The following is a 19,278-nucleotide window of genomic DNA, read 5'->3' as shown; positions in this document are numbered from 1 at the left end:
ATATAATTTAAAAAGGTTACTTGTTAGTAAATCACAAATTTAGGGACATAAATTTTATTAAACATATTAAGACAATAATCATCACTCATTCCAGCAGCATAATCTGCAACGGCTCTCTCTAATCCTTCATCCTCAGCAATATTTTGATATATGATAGGCATTTCTTCTGGATGCTTCATAAAATGTTCAACCACGTGCCCTAGTACAAATTTAGCTTTTTCTCTCTCAATTTTTAATATATCTCCAAGATATACTTTCTTGAACATAAAGTTTCTAAGCTTTGTGAGCGAAGCTCCTACCTCATCACTTAAAGAAACTTTTATATCACCTTTTTTTATATTATTTAAAGTATTTTCTATGCAATCTGTTACCAAAGTATTAATTCTTTCTGAGTTATTTACTCCTAGTATATGTAATATATCCTTAGGAATTTCATCCTCTTTTAATAAACCTGCTCTTATTGAGTCATCTATATCATGATTTACATAAGCCATCTTATCGCTATATCTCACAACCTGCCCTTCCAAGGTAGCAGCTTTAGCTATTCCATTGGTAAAGCCACTGTGATTCTTTATACCATCTATAACTTCAGCGCATAGATTGAGTCCATGACCTTCTTTTTCCAATTTCTCTACCACTCTTACACTTTGCTCATTGTGCCTAAAACCATCTTTTAGAAACTCATTTAGCACTTCTTCTCCCATATGAGCAAACGCAACATGCCCCAAATCATGACCTAGAGCTATAGCTTCAACTAAATATTCATTAAGCCCTATTCCTGTTGCTATAGTTCTTCCTATCTGTGAAACTTCTAACGTATGAGTAAGTCTTGTTCTGTAGTGATCAGATGACGTTTTTATAAACACCTGTGTTTTGTGCTTAAGTCTTCTAAAGGACTTACAATGCAATATTCTGTCTCTATCAACCATATAACAAGTTCTTATATGATCCAACTCTTCTTGCTTCTCTCTACCCTTAGTTTTATTTGAAAAAGCAGCTTCCTTTATCAGTGTCAAACTTTCAAATTTCTCATTTTTTTCTCTTATAGTCATATAATCACCTCCCTTATAAATATTCTATATTTTCTTCATAAATCCTTCAATTTTGTGCTACTATTTATGATTTGCATTTTTTTTCAAACTATTACAATTTTATATTTATAATATTAAAAATATGAGTACTTATTTAAATAAAAAGAAAATATATATAATTTTTCACTTCTATTTTCTAGCCTCATCATATGTAAATACACCATTTCGTAATAAAATTAATATTTTCGTATTAAAGTTCACATCTTTATTGAAATATTAAAGTTTTCTAAATATTCATTCCTTAATTCACCAACTCTAAGTATAATGTAATAATTTTCATAATATTAATATAATATGAAAATTTATGTGAAGGAGGTACTTATGCCAAAAGAATCGCTTGCAACTGCTGATTATTATCTATCTGAAGCTAATGTGGCAAAGCATGTCTTACCTTTTTACAACTTAAAGGAAGCCTCCATAGAACAAATAAAGCTAAAAAACACAGATAAACAGAGGGCGGTCTATAAAGTTGATCATAACAAAAATACTTATTGCCTAAAAAAAGTTTATTATACTGAACCTGATTTACTCTTTGTTTATTCAGCTATGGAGTGGCTATATAGAAATGGCATTAATGTGCCAAGATTTTTACCCACTATAAACAAAAGTAGATATGTAAATTACAACGACATGCTTTTTGTGCTTACACCCTGGGTCGAAGGAGAGAAATGTGACTATGATAACATAGATAACATAGTAGAAACCTCTAAATACTTAGCAAAGATGCACCACTGTGCTAAAAACTTCATCCCTATACCAGGAAGTAAAATAAAAAAGGGATATGATGATTTATACATATCCATTAACAAGCACTTTCAAAAACTACTAATCTGTTCAAACGCTGCATATCTGCATAAGGATAAATTCTCTAAAATCTTCTTAAACAGCTTTGATAAAAACATTGAACTTGCAAAGTTTGCATTAGAAGTAGCTTCAACCATTAATAAAGATAATTTGACTACTTCTCTATGTCATGGAGATTATGTTAATAAGAATATAATTTTCGACAATTTAGGACAGATATGGGTGATTGATTTCGACAAATGTTCTTATGACTATATAGCACACGATATATCTTATTACTTAAGACGCCTATTAAAAAGAGATAATACAAAGTGGGATGCAGAAATAGCTATAAATTGTATTAAAAATTACAGCAGTATAAATAACCTAACTATTGATGATATAAAATATATTTTAGTGTACTTATCATTTCCTCAAAAGTTTTGGAGGATTTCGAAGGACTATTATAATAACATAAAAAAATGCAATAAAAACTCTTTCTGCAATCTCTTAGAAAAAACCGTTCAAAAAACTGAGTATCAAATGAACTTTATAGATGAGCTTTCCAACTATCTAAAGAAGTACTACTCTATTAATTTTTAGACTATACTAAAAAGTATTGTGTTGAAATTAAGTGCTCAGTTATCCGATGCTTATATGAGCTTATACTAATAGCTCGCTCATATAGCATCTCCTTCTTGACCACTTAATTTAAATAACAAAAAATCTTATTCTTTACTTAACAATAAAAAGCCTAAGAACCAAGGATATTAAGAATATTTATTCTTAATATCCTTGGTTCTTTTTGGCAAAGTAAATCAAAGCATTGTCGGAATCAATGACTTTATTTTAACACAATACTACACTACAGTCTAAATGTAATGGTTGGCAAGAAAGTAAAAACGCATCATAAATGTTAGCATACAGCAACATTTATGATGCGTTTTATATTATCCTATATGGTGTCCATAGGAAACCATATAACTTATTCTAATCTATCTTGGGTTTTTAATTTGAGCTTGAGCTGCAGCTAATCTAGCTATTGGAACTCTAAATGGTGAGCATGATACATAATCTAATCCAAGTCTATGACAGAACTCTACTGAAGCTGGATCTCCACCATGTTCTCCACAGATACCTAGCTTGATATCAGGTCTTTCTGACTTACCTTTTTCAACAGCTATCTTCATTAATTCTCCAACACCAGTTTGATCTATCTTAGCAAATGGATCTTGCTCATAGATCTTCTTTTCATAGTAATCCTTTAAGAACTTACCAGCATCATCTCTTGAGAAACCAAAAGTCATTTGAGTTAAGTCGTTAGTTCCAAAGGAGAAGAACTCAGCTTCTTTAGCTATAGTATCTGCAGTAAGAGCAGCTCTAGGAATTTCTATCATAGTACCAACCTTAAATGGTAGCTCTACATTTTTTTCGCTCATAACTGTCTTTGCAGTTTCTACAACTATATCCTTAACATACTTTAATTCCTTTATTTCTCCAACAAGAGGAATCATTATTTCAGGAACTATATCATAGCCCTTCTTTTCTCTAATCTCTATAGCAGCTTCTATTACCGCTCTTGTTTGCATTTCTGCTATTTCTGGATATGAAACAGCTAGACGGCAACCTCTATGCCCCATCATTGGGTTGAATTCATGTAACTCTTCGCAAGTTGCTTTAAGCTCTTCATAAGTTATATCCATTTCCTTAGCTAAAGATATGATATCCTCTTCAGCTTGAGGTAAGAATTCATGTAGTGGTGGATCTAAGAATCTTATTGTTGCTGGTCTTCCTTCTAGAGCTTCGTACATAGCTGCAAAGTCTCCTCTTTGCATTGGAAGAAGTTTATCTAAAGCCTTTCTTCTTTGCTCAACAGTCTTAGCAACTATCATCTCTCTAACAGCAGCTATTCTATCTTCAGCGAAGAACATGTGCTCTGTTCTACATAAGCCTATACCCTCAGCACCAAACTCTACTGCTTGCTTAGTATCTCTTGGAGTATCAGCATTAGTTCTAACCTTAAGCTTTCTAGTTTCATCTGCCCATCCCATGAATGTAGCAAAGTATCCGCTTATTTCAGGTGATACTGTCTTTACAGCTTCAGCATATATATTACCAGTTGATCCATCTATAGATACCCAGTCGTTTGCAGTTAAAGTCTTACCTGAAACTTCTAAAGTTTTAGCAGCTTCATTTACCTTTAATTCTCCACAACCAGCTACACAGCAAGTTCCCATACCTCTAGCAACAACAGCTGCATGTGAAGTCATACCGCCTCTTACAGTAAGTATACCTTCTGCTGCTATCATTCCTTCTATATCTTCTGGAGAAGTTTCAAGTCTTACTAAAACTACCTTTTCTCCATTTGCAGCTCTTTCCTTTGCTTCTTCAGCAGTAAATGCTATCTTACCGCAAGCAGCTCCTGGTGATGCAGGTAACCCCTTAGCTACAACTTCTACTCTCTTAAGCTCAGCTGGGTCAAAGTTTGGATGAAGTAGTGAATCTAGTTGCTTTGGATCAACCTTTAGTAAAGCTTCATCCTTTGTAAGCATACCCTCTTCAACTAAATCAACAGCAATCTTTAAAGCTGATTGAGCTGTTCTCTTTCCGTTTCTTGTTTGTAAGAAGTATAGAGTTCCTTCTTCTATTGTAAACTCCATGTCCTGCATATCTCTATAGTGCTTCTCTAAAGTATTAACTATGTCTTCAAATTGTTTGTAAATCTCAGGGTTTTGATCCTTTAACTTATCAATTGGCTGAGGAGTTCTTATTCCTGCAACAACGTCCTCACCTTGAGCATTCATTAAGTACTCACCATAGATATGCTTTTCACCAGTTGATGGGTTTCTTGAGAAAGCAACTCCAGTACCTGATGTTTCTCCTTTATTACCAAATACCATCTCTTGAACGTTTACAGCAGTTCCCCAATCACCTGGAATATCATTAAGTCTTCTATAAACTATTGCTCTTGGGTTATCCCATGATCTAAACACAGCAGTAATTGATTCTATTAGCTGATCTTTAGGATTTTGTGGGAATTCTTCGCCTTTCTCTTTCTTGTAAAGTTCTTTAAATCTTACAACAAGTTGTTTAAGATCTTCTGCGGTAAGTTCTGTATCGAAATGAACACCCTTTTCTTCTTTCATCTCATCAATTTTTTCTTCAAACATTCTCTTTTCTATACCCATTACAACATCAGAGAACATTTGAATGAATCTTCTGTAGGAGTCATAAGCAAATCTTGGGTTGTTAGTAAGTGCTGCCATAGCTTCAACTGCGTCATCGTTTAGACCAAGATTAAGTATTGTATCCATCATACCTGGCATTGATACTCTTGCTCCAGATCTTACAGAAACTAAAAGTGGTTTATTTAAATCACCAAATTTTTTACCTGTTATTTCTTCTAGTTCAGATAGTTTTTCATGTATTTCTTTGATTATTTCTGGTGAAATCTTCTTTCCATCTTCATAGTATTTGTTACAAGCCTCAGTAGTTACTATAAATCCCTGTGGAACCGGAATCCCTAAGCTTGTCATTTCGGCTAAATTAGCTCCTTTACCTCCAAGTAAGTTTTTCATTGATGCATTACCTTCTTTGAAGAGGTAAACATATTTTTTATTCTCCATCTCAATACTCCTCCGTTCAATACTATTTATAGTAATATGTTTATATATACTAACAGAGCTATTGCTCCGAAAGATAACAAATTGAACTTGTGAACCATAGATTATTAAAAAACATTTGCGATACTTACCCTTAATTATTGACCATTACCCATTTTTACAAACAATTTTGTTATATTTGTTTTAGAAATTTTACCTATTATCTTATATTGTTCTTTATCATTGCTGTCTATAACCTTTTCAACCACCGGAACAGAATCTATTTCATGTTCTATTATCTTTTTTGCTACATCATATGCACTATGTTCTTTTGTAACGAATATTATATTAGGCATCCTAGTCATTATTACTCCTACGGGTACCTTATGTATATCAGTTCCACCTATAGCTATTTTCAAGAAATCTTTTCTCGAAACAGCGCCAATTAAAAAACCATCACTTTCAACAAAAAGTGTACCTACATCTGTTAAAAACAAATTTACTATAGCATCGTATACCATAGTTTCTTCATTCACAAAAGCAGGTTTAGACATTATATCCTTAACTTTTATATTTGCAATGTGTTCATATAATAGACTATTCATAGGTTTCTCAGAATATACATACCCAACTTTAGGTCTTGCATCTAAAGCACCAATCATAGTAAGTATTGCTAGATCTGGCCTTAAAGCAGCTCTAGTGACGCCAAGCCTTGAAGCTAGCGCCTCTGAAGTAATAGGCTGTCCCTCTTTTACAAGCTTTATTATTTCCTCCTGACGCGGTGATAACTTCAATGTCCTTCCCCTCTTTCGTTTTAAATAAAGAGGAATATTCTGATTATTCAGAACCGTATACGTTTTACATAACTTATTATATCACTATATCGAAGTTTGACTATACCAAATTTTCTGAATAATCTTTTAAATTCTTAGAATATCCCTCATTTGCCTCTTATTTCTTCGGAATTTTCTTATTTTTCTTTAAATTCCTTATTCTTCTTTGTCTACTTCATCAAATTTTACTGTGTAGGTATATACTGGTGTATCATTATCTACATGAATATTTTTGTTAGAAGAAGTTTTGTCACTCTTTATTGAGTTTATTTTATCTTTTAAAGTCTCAGCAAGATCACTTGCTTTTTCTTTTATATCACTAGCCTTATCTTTTACATCATCTACTGTATCTTTAACAACTTTATTTACTATTTCTACAGAACCGTCTTCTTTAGTTATTTCAATTGTAAGCTTTGTAGCGATGGCTGTAACCACACCTATTATTAATAGCTGCGGAATTATTAAAGCTATAACGCCGGCTGCTATTCCAGCATTTACAGGCACATCAATAAGAACTTTTTCATCTCTTTTTATCTTTATTCTAGATATATTTCCCTTTTTAATCATTTCAGATAACCAAGCTTTAAACTCATCTAAGGTCTCATACTTTTGAGAGAAATCTTCTTTTTCAGCTTGCCACTGATTGTCACTGTTATCATCATGACTCTTTACTTCTTCAAGATAAATTAGTGCTTCTAGCACATCTCCATTATTAACCTCTAAGGCATGTTTTGCCTCTGCATAGCTAACGCCAGTTCTTTGTCTTACTTGGTCAACCTTCTCTAAAGTTACTTCACTCATTTTTATCACTCCTTAATATAATTTAGCATTTCTAAACTTTTTGGTTTTTTAGAATAATTTGAATTGATCATGTATGCTGTAATTTTTGCAATTTCATCTTTTATAGTTCTATTAACATTAAGCCTATATATTTTATCCATAGGAGCATTATTTATATACTTTAATGCACTGTATGCTCCCTTTGATAAAGATATTCCATGTTCCTTAGTACAATCTTCGCAAACACCTCCATAATAAGACAAATTTATGTAGGATGCAGATGTTATACTTTTCTTACAGTATGCACAGTTCTCTAAATTCAATCCATATCCAGTAGCTTTTAGTAACTTAAGTTCAAAACTTCTTACTAAAAGCTCATAATCAAGCGCATCTGTATTTAATAAGTATAAACATGTAACAAAGTCTTTAAACAACTGTCTGTTGTCCTCTTCATCAGTTACACATATATCAATAAGCTCGCAAATATATGATGAATATGTCAGTTTCTCTAAATTATTTAATAATCCTTGAAAGGAACTTGTTATCCTTCCTTCTGAAAGAGTATATAGATTTTTACCTTTAAAAACCACATACTGGCCATAACATAAAGGCAAGGTGATAGAAAAAAGTCTACTTTTATTTTTTTTAGCTCCTTTAGCAATAACTGCTATCTTACCTAATTTTTCTGTAAATAGCCAAATTAATTTATCATTTTCTTTAAAATCCTGAGCTTTAATAACTACAGCATTAGTTTCTAAAATAGACAGAAATCCTCATCTCCTACTCTATTTTTTCTTATATCCAAGCTCTCTTAAAAATAAAGGATTATCTCTCCATTCTTTTCTTACCTTAACCCAGATCTTTAAGTTCACTCTTTCTCTTAAGAATTTTTCAATTTCATATCTAGCACTAGCACCTATTTTCTTAAGGGTCTGGCCATTTTTCCCTATAATTATCCCTTTATGCGAATCTTTTTCACATATAAGATCCACTTCTATATTATATAATCCTTTTTCATTTTGTTTCATCTGTATTATATCTACAGCTATACCATGAGGTACTTCTTCGTTTAAAGTTCTAAGAGCCTTTTCTCTAACGATCTCTGATATAACAAATCTTTCTTGTACATCTGTTATCATATCTTCAGGATAGAATTTAGGACCTTCTGGCAGATACTTTACTATAAGATCTAAAAGAGTGTCAGTATTTTTCCCTTTAAGAGCTGATATTGGTATTATCTCTGCAAAGCTCATTGTCTCCGAATAGTTTTTAAGAGTTTCTGCAACTCTCTCTTTAGTGTTTTCATCTACTTTATTGACAACTAAGATCACTGGTGCCTTTATACCCTTTAAGCTTTCTATAATATATGAATCTCCTCTGCCTATTTCAACGTCAGGAGTTATTAAAAATAAAACTAAGTCAACCTCACTCAAAGATTCCTTAGCTGAGTTCATCATATATTCACCTAGTTTATGCTTAGGCTTATGCATTCCAGGAGTATCTACAAATATCATCTGATAATCTTCTCCTGTGAGAATGGTCTTTATGTTGTTTCTTGTGGTTTGAGGCTTATTTGACACAATGGAAAGCTTCTCCCCCATTATGTGATTTAGCAATGTAGATTTACCTACATTTGGTCTTCCTACAATTGTTATATATCCTGATTTAAACATTTGTCCTCCTAGTTATTTATTTAAGTCTTCTTTTGAAAAAATACCCGGTAATATATCTTCTAAAGTCTTAACAATATATTCTTTCTCATTTTTAATTATTATTATAGGTATCTTAGTATCTTTTGCAAATTCAGCGATTACCTGTCTGCATATTCCACATGGATAAGTATATGCATTTACATCTCCTATAACAGCTACAGCTTCTATGGATTTATGACCTTCAGATACAGCTTTAAAAATAGCAGTTCTTTCAGCACAATTAGTAGCTCCAAAAGATGCATTTTCAATATTGCAACCTTCAAATATCTTGCCATCGCTTATTATAGCTGCTCCTACTGGGAAGTTTGAGTATGGAGCGTAAGCTTTATCTCTTGCATTTATAGCGGCTTTTATAAGTTGTTCATACATTATTAACTACCCCCAATTGTTTTTTGGTGCAAAATAAATTATAACACTATTAATATTATTTACAAGCTAAGTTAATATTCTGCCAACCACTATACTTTTCTACGAAAAAAACAAACTCTTTCCAGATAGACTTTGTGGAATTTTAATTAAATAACTTAAATACTATTAAAGTTAAAAAGGTACCAAATATAGCTCCTACGATTACTTCCCAAATACTATGCACCTCGGAGTCCACCCTACTTTGAGCAGTAATAAAAGCCATAAGATAGCTTAGCATTATACATAGTGGCTCCTCAGTTATTAAAGCTATAGCTGTTGCTAAAGAAAAAGCTAAGGCACTATGACCACTAGGCATGCCTCCCTTTAGTGGTGTACCTTCACCAAAAAAAGCTTTTACGGCTATGGTAGCTAGGCAAACAATAACTAAGACTATAAATATAGTATAAGGCTCAGATTGCCTTATCTTTCCTACTACGAGATAAGTAACGTTAGTGAGTTTATCCCAGAATATAACATATCCAACCAATATAGCATTGATTGCTGTAACTAATACCGCTCCTGCTGCTGCATTTTTGGCAAGTTTGGCTAAAGGATGGTAGTAGTTTGTAGTCATATCAACTACGTGCTCTATCGCCGTATTCATAAGTTCAGATGCAATTACCATTGTTATAGTTACCGCTAAAATAAGAAACTCCATCTTTTTTATATCATATATAAAACAAGCAGTAAGAACCCCAAGGGCCACTGCTATATGAATACGCATATTTCTTTGAGTTCTTACAGAATGTATTATTCCATTAATTGCATAGTTAAAGCTATCAACTAATTTTCTTACCTTCATAATATTCACATTAAACCTCTCTTGTTATATTTAATTTCTCAAGTATGCTTTCTTCTCTTTCCCTCATAATAGACTTTTCTTCTTCTTCCATGTGGTCATAGCCTAAAAGATGCAAGATTGAGTGAACTACTAAATAGCAACATTCTCTTGTAAAAGAATGATTAAACTCTTCACTTTGCTCTTTTGCCTTTTCAAGAGAAAGAACTACATCTCCTAAAACTAAATCTGCTTCATCAAAGAACGACGCATCAAAATTATAATTTATGTATACATCCTTATAAACCTTACCTTTTGGATAATCTAACATAGGAAAAGATAAAACATCTGTTTCTTTATCCATATTCCTAGTTTCTTTATTTATTTCCTTTATAGCTATATTATCTACAAATATTACACTTATTTCACAAGACCTATCTACATTTTCTTCATTTAATGCACTTATTATTACATCCTCTATTATTTTTTCAAAATCCTTATCTAAACTAATCTTATCTTGTCTATTGTCTATATATATCATTTTATCCCGACCTTTGTAGCTAAATTTATTTTAATTATTTTATATGAACCACTTCATACTAAAACTTACATTTTCAAATCCCACTTTCAGAAACAGAGGAGATTTGAAAAGAAAGTTATGATCGAAGTGGCTCATCTAAGCATCGGATTACCGACCACTTAATTTCAACACTGTACTTTAACAGAACCTTTTTTTAAATCTTATCTTTCTCTGTTGGATACTCTATCCTCTGATGATATATTCCATTAAGAACTTTTAAAAAGCACTTAGATATCTTATTGATATCCTTCAAGGTAAGATCACAATTGTCTAGTTCCCCAGAGTATAGCTTATCCTTAACTATCTTGTTTACCATTTCATCTATCTTTCCCTTAGTAGGGTCACTTATGGATCTTACAGAAGCCTCTACGCTATCTGCAAGCATTATGATTCCTGCTTCCTTACTTTCAGGCTTTGGTCCAGGATATCTAAAATCCTCTTCCTTAATTTCATCAGGATTTTCAGCATTATTCTTCATGGTTATATAAAAATATTTAACTAAGGTAGTTCCATGATGCTGTTCTATTATATCTCTTATTACCTTAGGTAGATTGTATTCTCTCGCAAGTTCTAATCCATCCTTAACATGAGATATTATTATTAAAGTACTCAAATTAGGAGTTATTTTATCATGAGGGTTTTCTTTCCCTATTTGGTTTTCCTTGAAGAAATAAGGCCTTCTGGTTTTTCCTACATCATGATAGTAAGACCCTATTCTTGCCAGCACTGGGTTACCTCCCACTTCTTCAGCGGCAACTTCTGAGAGGTTAGCAACCATCATGCTATGATGATATGTTCCTGGTGCTTCCATTAAAAGCTTCTTTAAAAGCGGATTGTTTGGATTTGATAATTCTAAGAGTTTCACAGTGGTAACTACATCAAAGGTGCTTTCAAAGAAAGGTAATAACCCAACAGCCATAACTCCTGAGAATAGACATCCTATTATTACAAAACCAGACTTCATTAAGATGTCCAGTATATTATTCGAAAGTATAATTCCTTGAGTAAATGTAACTATTGCTCCAATCACTGATAAAAACAGCGTAGAATACAGTATATCATTTCTTTGCTCTATCTTCCTTAAAGAAGTAGAAGCTAAAATAGAAACCAAAAATGATAAGACAATAGCTTCTGCATTAAAATTCACAGCTCCAGCAATAAGAATGCAGTTAAGCACGCTTAGAAATAAAGAAACCTTATAATTTACCAGCAAGGTTAATAATATAGGAGCACAAGCTAGAGGTATTAAAAATGGAGATACTATAGCAAAGGCTCTAGCCAGAATTAATGAAGTTATATTTACTATACTAATAAGCAGTAACTTACTATTATCATCGTATACGGCCTTATAATACTTTTTAAGGTATCTAAACTGTAAAGATAGTATAGTCGCTACGAAAAATGCTGTAGAAATATATATAATGAAATTTATATCCGATTTATTAAGTAAACCTAAAGAGTCAAGAATCTTTATTTGATCTTCAGTAACCGGTTCACCCTCTTTAACTATTGTTTGATTTTTTTTGATTACTATAGGAGCTACTTCCTTTATAGCTTCTTTTTTCTTTTCTTCAGTTTTATCCTTATCAAAGAATAGATTTGGCTTAATTATATAATAGCCTATATTACGTAGGATATCCTTTATATTTCTATTGTAATTTATGTTTGCTATTTGATTATCGAGGATGCTTTTTGAACTCTGCAGATCCGAAGGCTTATCCTCTTGTATATTTTTCTCATAAGACTTTTTTAGGCCATCTAACATGACCCCTAACAATTCATTGAGATTGTCTTTAGAAAGCCCTAGCAAGCTGCTTATTTCATCGTTGTCAAGTTTTATTGGTGTAAGCTTGCTAATTTGCGATATTTTATCAGTCTCAGGAATATTTGAATCCTTAAGGGCACTTATTTTATTAAACAAGGTTCTTAGATTATCTTCCGCATCCTTCTGTATATCAGTCTTTAAAGTGTATTGCTGTCCATACTTATCCGCCTCTGCCTGTTGCCTCTTAGTAGTTGCATCTTGGTCTACTATTTCTCTCGGCGCTTTTATGTCTACCTTTGATATGTCTCCTTCTTTCAAGTCATATTTCTTAGTTACAAGAGAAGATATAATACATAGATAAGCTATTAAGAATGTCAATACAAACATAATTATTCTTTTAGGATTATTTATAAACTTAAAACTGATTCCTTTTTCTTTGCTCAAAACTCCCACCTTCTTGTTAGGCTTATTTTTTTGTAAATCACTCTACATCCTATAGATAAACAAATCCTATTAACATAGATTAGGTACTAATCCTTAGATTTGTTATATCTGTTTATAAATCTATGGCTTTATAGCTATATTTTGTTCTATCACTACCGCTACCTTAAGTCTAACCTTACCTTCACCAATATCTTCTGTATTAACCATCTTTTTAACGAACTTTCCTTGCTTATCGATATCCTTCATTATAGCATCATATAGCTTATTTGTTGCATTATTAATTATATTTTCTTTAGTGTCTGCAATAGGCTTTACACTTTTCTCATAATATACTATTTTATTAAATATTTTACCCTTATTTTCTATTTTATCATAATTAGCGAATTCTTTTGTAGGCTTTTTTATATAAATTTTCTTGCCAAAAATCTCAAGATAAACAGCCTCCTGTTTATTGCCTGTTTGCTCTTCTACATTTCCACTTATCTGAAGCTCAGTTATCTTTTCATAGAAAGTATTAGCAAAAACCTTTCCAGCAGCTTCTACTTTATATTCTGCTCCTTCTTTGCCTTGTACACCTTTTATCAGAACTTGTCCCTTTTTTACCAAGTCTCTTTGATTCACAGCTGCAGTTCCAGATGTGGTATATACTCTTACAACTTCTCCATCCATCTTTGCTACTACATCATTTTCATTAGCTTGTTTTACTATCTCTGGAGGATTAATTTTCTCCTCTATCTTCACCTTTAAGGTGGAGCCTTCTATTCTTGCTCTTACCCACATTATCTCTCCATTGCCATCCTCAAGCTTTTTCTCAAGCTGCCTAAAATCTACTAAGGACTTTTTTACACCTGGTTTTATTCCAAGCCGTCCTAATTGCTGCCTTATTTCATAAGGTGATACATATCTACTAGTATCAACCTGAATACTCCATATGTATGTTGAAAGATAATATAAGATCGCTAAAAACAAAACTGAACCAACTATAAGAGTGCTTTTCTTTTTCATCCTTAGTAAAGTAAAGGCTATGCCTTTCCTTCCTATTACCTTTATCCTAGCCTTTGACTTCTTAGCTAAGTCCAATACTTCATTATAATTTTTAAGCTCCACTTCTATAGTTATAGTAGATATGTCTAGTTTTTGAATATTCTTGGCTAGTATTCCGTTTCTCCACAGAAGATTTATAAACTTCTCAGGATACAATACCTTTACTTCTAGATTTACAATTCCTTTACTATATCTCTTAAAATCCATAACATCATAACTCCTCATATACTAAAGATTTGAATTTGCCGCTTATGGTTATTGTGTTTCCCCCTATAAATAAAATCTCTAAATTGTGTCCACCTAAAGTGATGGTTCCAACCTTCGAATTTATTTTTATCTCATTATTATCAAAGGATATTATTCCTTTATGGTTCTCAATAATTATTTCGTTGTCACCTGTAATAACTATCTTAGGAATATTAAGAATAATATCTCTTGGCAAATCAAGTTTTTCCGCAAGCCCTTCTTTAACCTTGTCTAGTTTATTCTCCATTACACAAAACTCCCATAAAGTACTTTCATATTAGTTTATGAATTAAATTTTGTATAAATGCTAACTTTCTTATAAGAGGTGTTTTTGAATATAAAAATTTGGTTCTGCTTAAGTATCCTTTTAAACTTAAGGCACTGTTAAAGTACCGTGTTGAAATTAAGTGGTCAGTCATCCGATGCTTAGATGAGCTTGCGCTAGTTGCTCGCTCATATAGCATCTCCTTCATGACCACTTAATTTCAACAATATCATTAAACATAGTCACGAATTTAAATTGTTATCTTTTTATATTGTTATCTTCTTATATTCTTAAATTGTTAAATTGTTAAGAATTTATAGTAATAATGCGGATTTCAAGGATATCGCAAAGTTATACTCTAATATATTAACAGCTTAATGCCACTAGGTTTAGCTAACAAAAACCTTATACTTTTAAAAACAGTAAAAAAGGCAGCACCACTAATTGGTACTGCCTAAATTTCATTATTATTATTTAAACAATTCTTCAAAAATATATATCCGAGGAATTCAAACAAAAAAGAACTCAAATAGAGTTCTTCTTTATTTATTTAAATAATCTTTTACCATTTGACTAACAAGTTTACCATCAGCTCTACCTAAAACTTTAGGTTTTACAGCTGACATAACCTTACCCATGTCTTTCATGTTATTCGCACCCACTTCGATAGCTGCTTCTTTGATGATTTCTAAAATTTCGTCATTACTTAACTGCTGAGGAAGGTATTCTAACAAAATCTGGATTTCAGCATTTACTTTGTCTACAAGATCTTGTCTATTTCCCTTTTCGAATTCAAGCATAGCTTCTCTTCTTTGCTTGATTTCTCTAGATAGAATCTCTATAACTCGTTCATCCTCAAGCTGTACTACTTCAGTTTTTTCAACTAAAAGTATTGCAGACCTAGCAGTGCTTAATGTTTCAGCTTTAAATTTGTCTCTCGCCTTTAAAGCTTGCTTCCAGTCTTCTTGAAGTCTTTCTTTTATTGTTGGCATCGTTCTACCTTCTTTCAAAGAAATTCCTACTTAAACTTTCTCTTTCTAGCAGCTTCTGACTTCTTCTTTCTCTTTACGCTTGGCTTTTCGTAGTGTTCTCTTTTTCTAACTTCAGAAAGAACACCAGCTCTAGCACATTGTCTTTTAAATCTTCTAAGTGCTTGATCTAATGATTCATTTTCTCTAACTCTTATTTCTGACATTCCTTTTTTCCCTCCCTCCGCTAGCTATATACTGTATTAAATATATCACAGCTGTGGGCTTAACAACACACGCTATATTATACAATAGAATTTTAAACACTGTCAAGAATTTCATTGCTATTTTTAGTTTGTTTTTAGCCTGGAGGCCATTTTAGTTCTCTTCCGCCTAACACATGAAAATGCATGTGATTAACTGTTTGTCCTCCGTCAACACCACAATTATTAATAATTCTATATCCAGTATCAGCTATGTTAAGTTCTCTTACTATTTTATTAATAACATTGAATATGTGTGCAATTACTTTAGAACTTTCTTCATCTATATGATTAACACTTTCTATATGCTTCTTAGGAATTACTAGAAAGTGAATTGGAGCTTCTGGATTAATATCATTAAAAGCTATCACATCTTCGTCTTCATAAATCTTTTTTGAAGGTATTTCACCTTTTATTATTTTACAAAAGATACAATCGTCCATATATATTCACCTCCTTTTAAAAGATATACATATATCTTACCACTAAATGAGGTATCTTAACCATAATATTCTAAATAAATACTATATTATTTCTCCTACAGCATAGTCAGTGCTACTTTCAGTTATCTTCGTAGGCATTATTTTTCCTATTACAGAGTCACAGTCAAACTTTGCCACAACTCTAACATAGTTTTCTGTGTAACCTTCATAACAGCCTTCCATGTTTGAGACAGCTTGTTCAAATAAAACCTTTTGAGTACTTCCATTTAAAGCATCAATAAATTGCTTTTCATTTTCTTCATTTAGTCTTATTAATAGCTTGCTTCTTTCTTCTTTTATATTACCATCAACTTGCTTTTCCATAGAAGCAGCCCTAGTGCCTTTTCTTGGACTGAACTTGAATATATGTGTCTTAGTTAACTTTATATCCTTTAAGAAGTTATAAGTAGCCTCAAATTCTTCTTCTGTCTCACCTGGGAATCCAACAATAACGTCAGTAGTTATAGAAACATCTTGGAAATGTTTCCTTAATACATCCACTATATACTTATAATCCTTAGCTGTATACTTTCTATTCATTCTCTTTAAGGTTTCATCACAGCCGCTCTGTAGAGAAAGGTGGAAGTGATGACATAACTTTTTAAGCTTTGATATACGGTCTACCACTTCTTCTGTAAAGAAGGTTGGATCAATAGAGCCTATTCTAACTCTTTCTATTCCATCTATGGCTTCTATAACCTCTAATATATCAACTAAGGTTACCTTCTGTTCCAAATCTACTCCGTAAGAGGCAGTATGTATACCTGACAGTATTATCTCCTTAAATCCATGTTCTGAAAGCTTCTTTACTTCTTCTTTTATCTTCTCTGGATCTTTTGAACATACAGCTCCTCTTGCATAAGGAATCAAGCAATATGAACAGAATCTGTTGCATCCATCTTGAATCTTTAAGAAAGCTCTTGTCTTATCTTGATATTCTTCTATATTTAGATCCTCAAACACATTATTCTTTAGAACCGGGGAAACCTGGATCTGCTGTTTACCTTCATCAATAGCTTTATTTACCCAATAAACTATTTCTCCTTTGTTCCTAGTACCTAGTACAACATCTACCCCTTCAATGTTCCCAACTTCAGTTGGAGCTATTTGAGAATAACAGCCTACTACAGCTATTACTGCCTCTTCATTTTCACGTCTAGCTCTTCCTATAATCTGCCTAGACTTCTTATCTCCCATGTTAGTAACGGTACAAGTATTTATCACGTATACATCAGCAAAGGAATCGAATTCAACCACTTCATAACCTTCTCTGATAAACTTTTCTGCCATAGCTTCAGATTCATATTGATTTACTCTACATCCAAGTGTAGAAAAAGCCACCTTCATCACTTATTTCCTCCTATATCCCCAAGTTCATATTGCAAAAGAGACAGTGCAGTAAAGCCTGCAGTCTCTGTCCTTAAGATTCTAGGTCCTAAAGTCACAATATGCGCTCCATTCTTCTTAAGTTCTTCTATTTCAAATTCTTCAAAGCCACCTTCAGGGCCAATGATAATTGCAATATTAATAATCTCCGCACTAGAAATTTCACTTACAGCATTTCTTATACCATACCCCGTAGCATTTTCATAAGGAACTATAACCATATCCATACTCTTCAAAGCTTGAAGCATAGCACTGAATTCTATTGGTTCATCAATATTAGGTATAATAGTTCTCTTGCATTGCTTTGATGCCTCTAAAGCTATTCTATGAAGTCTATCTAGCTTTTTAAACTCTCCTTTAAGCTTTACATCCACTCTATTAGTTATCAAAGGAGTTATTCTTCTTATTCCAAGCTCAGTACACTTTTGGACTATCAGATCCATCTTTGTAGATTTAGGTAATCCCTGAAACAAAGTGACATTAATATTACTTTCATTATTGCAGGCTAGCTCTTCAACAAGCTTAACCTTAACATACTGCTTTGTAATCTCTTCGATTTCTCCAAGGTACTCCTTGCCTTCTAAGTTGTTTAAAGCTATCTTTTCTCCTTCTTCTAATCTTAGAACCTTGTAAATATGTTTTACATCATCTCCAGATATAGTAGCATGAGTTTCTGTAAAGGTGTCCTTTGGAGTGAAAAACTTATGCATCTTACACTCTCCTTAAAAGTTTATTTTACTTTTGCTATAATGCAGTTCCATTCACCATCTTTATTAACTTCAACTATTTCAAAGCCTGATGCTTCTAATTTGTCTATAACCATTTGTCTTCTATCATGTATTATTCCTGAAGTTATGAATAATCCACCTTGATTCATAGCCTTTTTAACATCGTCCACTAATACACATATTATTTCTGCTATAATATTAGCTACAACTATATCAGCTTTTCCACTAACAACATCTAAAAGATTTCCTTCTAATATCTCAATATTATTAAGGTTGTTAAAGCCTACGTTTTCCTTGGCAGAATCAACTGCAACCGGATCAAGATCAACTCCTACAACATGCTTTGCTCCCAGCTTTGAAGCAACAATAGCTAGTATTCCTGATCCTGTACCTATATCAAAAACTACGGAGTTCTCTTTAACATTATTTTCCAGGGCTTCTACACACATTCTAGTAGTCTCATGAGTTCCTGTACCAAAAGCCATACCTGGATCTATTTCAACTACAAGTTCATCTTTTGTAACTTGGTATTCTTCCCATATAGGCTTTATAACTATGTTCTTACCTATCTTAGTAGGCTTATAATATTGTTTCCAGTTATTAGCCCAGTCTTCTTCCTTCATCTCTGTTGCTATAACTTCACCTTCGCCTATATCTATGCCGGACTCTTTAAGCTCAGCAAGCTTTTCTTTTATATATGTAACCACTTCTTCTATGTTATCTTCTTGAGAAAAGTACCCTTTAACTACTGCCGCTTTTCCCTTATGCTCTAATATATTTATGTCTGCAAAGTCCCAAGTAAGAGGCCCTTGTTCTCTTGTTAATATATCGTTTGGATCCTCAATAGCTACACCTTTGCAGTCCAATCCATAAAATATACCTGACACAGGCTCTAAAGCCTCACTTTTACTTATTACCTTTATTTCTATCCATATTCCGTTCATATGCTCAATCCTTTCCTGCTTTAACTACATATATATGTTTGACAAATAAGCTTATATAAATACCTCTAGCTCGTAGAGACGCTATCTTAAATCAAACATTATATCTCTTTAATATATCATAATATTTTATGCTTTGTCATAACTCATATATTTTACACTCTTAGTTATCTTATGTA

At 32.5% G+C, this 19,278-nt stretch carries 19 protein-coding genes; 1 reads left to right on the top strand and 18 read right to left on the bottom strand.

Features of this window, described 5'->3' with window-relative positions:
- Window positions 1-23 precede the first annotated feature (23 nt).
- Window positions 24-1,052 (bottom strand): deoxyguanosinetriphosphate triphosphohydrolase, encoded by a 1,029-nt coding sequence (locus tag C1I91_RS08805; RefSeq protein ID WP_128212554.1) that lies wholly within the window; start codon window positions 1,050-1,052, stop codon window positions 24-26.
- A gap of 360 nt (window positions 1,053-1,412) precedes the next feature.
- Here C1I91_RS08805 and C1I91_RS08800 point away from each other — a divergent pair, with 360 nt between their 5' ends.
- A complete protein-coding gene (locus C1I91_RS08800; RefSeq protein WP_128212553.1) occupies window positions 1,413-2,477 on the top strand; it encodes a CotS family spore coat protein in 1,065 nt (354 codons plus the stop codon).
- Between the two features lie 392 nt (window positions 2,478-2,869).
- Here the strand turns inward: C1I91_RS08800 and ppdK are convergent, their stop codons facing one another.
- The 17 genes from ppdK to prmA form a co-directional block, all read right to left on the bottom strand.
- Window positions 2,870-5,500, bottom strand: a complete 2,631-nt coding sequence (gene ppdK / locus C1I91_RS08795) for a pyruvate, phosphate dikinase (protein WP_128212552.1) — start codon at window positions 5,498-5,500, stop codon at window positions 2,870-2,872.
- Window positions 5,501-5,634: 134 nt separating this feature from the next.
- Window positions 5,635-6,270 (bottom strand): transcriptional regulator CcpN, encoded by a 636-nt coding sequence (ccpN, locus tag C1I91_RS08790; RefSeq protein ID WP_128212551.1) that lies wholly within the window; start codon window positions 6,268-6,270, stop codon window positions 5,635-5,637.
- A 195-nt stretch (window positions 6,271-6,465) separates the two neighbouring features.
- Window positions 6,466-7,110 carry a DUF4342 domain-containing protein gene (locus C1I91_RS08785; protein ID WP_128212550.1) on the bottom strand — a complete coding sequence of 215 codons (645 nt, stop codon included), beginning with the start codon at window positions 7,108-7,110 and terminating at the stop codon, window positions 6,466-6,468.
- Between the two features lie 5 nt (window positions 7,111-7,115).
- Complete coding sequence (gene recO / locus C1I91_RS08780) at window positions 7,116-7,856, bottom strand: DNA repair protein RecO (RefSeq protein WP_128212549.1); 741 nt, start codon at window positions 7,854-7,856, stop codon at window positions 7,116-7,118.
- A gap of 18 nt (window positions 7,857-7,874) precedes the next feature.
- The gene (gene era / locus C1I91_RS08775) at window positions 7,875-8,762 is read right to left on the bottom strand and encodes a GTPase Era (protein WP_128212548.1); all 888 of its coding nucleotides are present in this window, start codon (window positions 8,760-8,762) and stop codon (window positions 7,875-7,877) included.
- 12 nt (window positions 8,763-8,774) lie between these two features.
- Entirely contained in the window at window positions 8,775-9,170 is a 396-nt protein-coding gene (locus C1I91_RS08770; RefSeq protein ID WP_128212547.1) for a cytidine deaminase, read from the bottom strand.
- Window positions 9,171-9,312: 142 nt separating this feature from the next.
- Window positions 9,313-10,011 (bottom strand): diacylglycerol kinase, encoded by a 699-nt coding sequence (locus tag C1I91_RS08765; RefSeq protein WP_128212546.1) that lies wholly within the window; start codon window positions 10,009-10,011, stop codon window positions 9,313-9,315.
- A gap of 10 nt (window positions 10,012-10,021) precedes the next feature.
- A complete protein-coding gene (ybeY, locus tag C1I91_RS08760) occupies window positions 10,022-10,528 on the bottom strand; it encodes an rRNA maturation RNase YbeY (protein WP_128212545.1) in 507 nt (168 codons plus the stop codon).
- 193 nt (window positions 10,529-10,721) lie between these two features.
- Window positions 10,722-12,776 (bottom strand): HD family phosphohydrolase, encoded by a 2,055-nt coding sequence (locus C1I91_RS08755; RefSeq protein ID WP_420808454.1) that lies wholly within the window; start codon window positions 12,774-12,776, stop codon window positions 10,722-10,724.
- A 120-nt stretch (window positions 12,777-12,896) separates the two neighbouring features.
- Entirely contained in the window at window positions 12,897-14,027 is a 1,131-nt protein-coding gene (gene yqfD / locus C1I91_RS08750) for a sporulation protein YqfD (protein ID WP_128212544.1), read from the bottom strand.
- Between the two features lie 4 nt (window positions 14,028-14,031).
- Window positions 14,032-14,313, bottom strand: a complete 282-nt coding sequence (gene yqfC / locus C1I91_RS08745; RefSeq protein ID WP_128212543.1) for a sporulation protein YqfC — start codon at window positions 14,311-14,313, stop codon at window positions 14,032-14,034.
- A 560-nt stretch (window positions 14,314-14,873) separates the two neighbouring features.
- Window positions 14,874-15,323 (bottom strand): GatB/YqeY domain-containing protein, encoded by a 450-nt coding sequence (locus tag C1I91_RS08740; protein WP_128212542.1) that lies wholly within the window; start codon window positions 15,321-15,323, stop codon window positions 14,874-14,876.
- A gap of 26 nt (window positions 15,324-15,349) precedes the next feature.
- Window positions 15,350-15,526, bottom strand: a complete 177-nt coding sequence (gene rpsU, locus C1I91_RS08735; RefSeq protein WP_072897356.1) for a 30S ribosomal protein S21 — start codon at window positions 15,524-15,526, stop codon at window positions 15,350-15,352.
- 134 nt (window positions 15,527-15,660) lie between these two features.
- The gene (locus tag C1I91_RS08730) at window positions 15,661-16,005 is read right to left on the bottom strand and encodes a histidine triad nucleotide-binding protein (protein WP_128212541.1); all 345 of its coding nucleotides are present in this window, start codon (window positions 16,003-16,005) and stop codon (window positions 15,661-15,663) included.
- An 81-nt stretch (window positions 16,006-16,086) separates the two neighbouring features.
- Window positions 16,087-17,391, bottom strand: coding sequence for a tRNA (N(6)-L-threonylcarbamoyladenosine(37)-C(2))-methylthiotransferase MtaB (gene mtaB, locus C1I91_RS08725; RefSeq protein WP_128212540.1), 1,305 nt, complete (start codon window positions 17,389-17,391; stop codon window positions 16,087-16,089).
- The gene (locus tag C1I91_RS08720; RefSeq protein ID WP_128212539.1) at window positions 17,391-18,140 is read right to left on the bottom strand and encodes a 16S rRNA (uracil(1498)-N(3))-methyltransferase; all 750 of its coding nucleotides are present in this window, start codon (window positions 18,138-18,140) and stop codon (window positions 17,391-17,393) included. Before C1I91_RS08720 ends, mtaB begins: the two co-directional genes overlap by 1 nt.
- Before the next feature lie 20 nt (window positions 18,141-18,160).
- Complete coding sequence (gene prmA / locus C1I91_RS08715; RefSeq protein WP_128212538.1) at window positions 18,161-19,102, bottom strand: 50S ribosomal protein L11 methyltransferase; 942 nt, start codon at window positions 19,100-19,102, stop codon at window positions 18,161-18,163.
- Window positions 19,103-19,278 lie beyond the last annotated feature (176 nt).

This window comes from Clostridium manihotivorum, assembly GCF_004015185.1.
GTDB lineage: Bacteria > Bacillota > Clostridia > Clostridiales > Clostridiaceae > Clostridium_AR > Clostridium_AR manihotivorum.
This window is presented reverse-complemented; position numbering and strand designations above follow the sequence as displayed.

What these genes read in the sequence shown, in the direction of transcription:
- C1I91_RS08805 (WP_128212554.1), bottom strand. Translation starts at nt 1,052, where the DNA reads ATGACTATAAGAGAAAAAAATGAGAAATTTGAAAGTTTGACACTGATA.
- C1I91_RS08800 (WP_128212553.1), top strand. Translation starts at nt 1,413, where the DNA reads ATGCCAAAAGAATCGCTTGCAACTGCTGATTATTATCTATCTGAAGCT.
- ppdK (WP_128212552.1), bottom strand. Translation starts at nt 5,500, where the DNA reads ATGGAGAATAAAAAATATGTTTACCTCTTCAAAGAAGGTAATGCATCA.
- C1I91_RS08785 (WP_128212550.1), bottom strand. Translation starts at nt 7,110, where the DNA reads ATGAGTGAAGTAACTTTAGAGAAGGTTGACCAAGTAAGACAAAGAACT.
- era (WP_128212548.1), bottom strand. Translation starts at nt 8,762, where the DNA reads ATGTTTAAATCAGGATATATAACAATTGTAGGAAGACCAAATGTAGGT.
- C1I91_RS08770 (WP_128212547.1), bottom strand. Translation starts at nt 9,170, where the DNA reads ATGTATGAACAACTTATAAAAGCCGCTATAAATGCAAGAGATAAAGCT.
- C1I91_RS08765 (WP_128212546.1), bottom strand. Translation starts at nt 10,011, where the DNA reads ATGAAGGTAAGAAAATTAGTTGATAGCTTTAACTATGCAATTAATGGA.
- ybeY (WP_128212545.1), bottom strand. Translation starts at nt 10,528, where the DNA reads ATGATATATATAGACAATAGACAAGATAAGATTAGTTTAGATAAGGAT.
- yqfD (WP_128212544.1), bottom strand. Translation starts at nt 14,027, where the DNA reads ATGGATTTTAAGAGATATAGTAAAGGAATTGTAAATCTAGAAGTAAAG.
- yqfC (WP_128212543.1), bottom strand. Translation starts at nt 14,313, where the DNA reads ATGGAGAATAAACTAGACAAGGTTAAAGAAGGGCTTGCGGAAAAACTT.
- C1I91_RS08740 (WP_128212542.1), bottom strand. Translation starts at nt 15,323, where the DNA reads ATGCCAACAATAAAAGAAAGACTTCAAGAAGACTGGAAGCAAGCTTTA.
- rpsU (WP_072897356.1), bottom strand. Translation starts at nt 15,526, where the DNA reads ATGTCAGAAATAAGAGTTAGAGAAAATGAATCATTAGATCAAGCACTT.
- C1I91_RS08730 (WP_128212541.1), bottom strand. Translation starts at nt 16,005, where the DNA reads ATGGACGATTGTATCTTTTGTAAAATAATAAAAGGTGAAATACCTTCA.
- mtaB (WP_128212540.1), bottom strand. Translation starts at nt 17,391, where the DNA reads ATGAAGGTGGCTTTTTCTACACTTGGATGTAGAGTAAATCAATATGAA.
- C1I91_RS08720 (WP_128212539.1), bottom strand. Translation starts at nt 18,140, where the DNA reads ATGCATAAGTTTTTCACTCCAAAGGACACCTTTACAGAAACTCATGCT.
- prmA (WP_128212538.1), bottom strand. Translation starts at nt 19,102, where the DNA reads ATGAACGGAATATGGATAGAAATAAAGGTAATAAGTAAAAGTGAGGCT.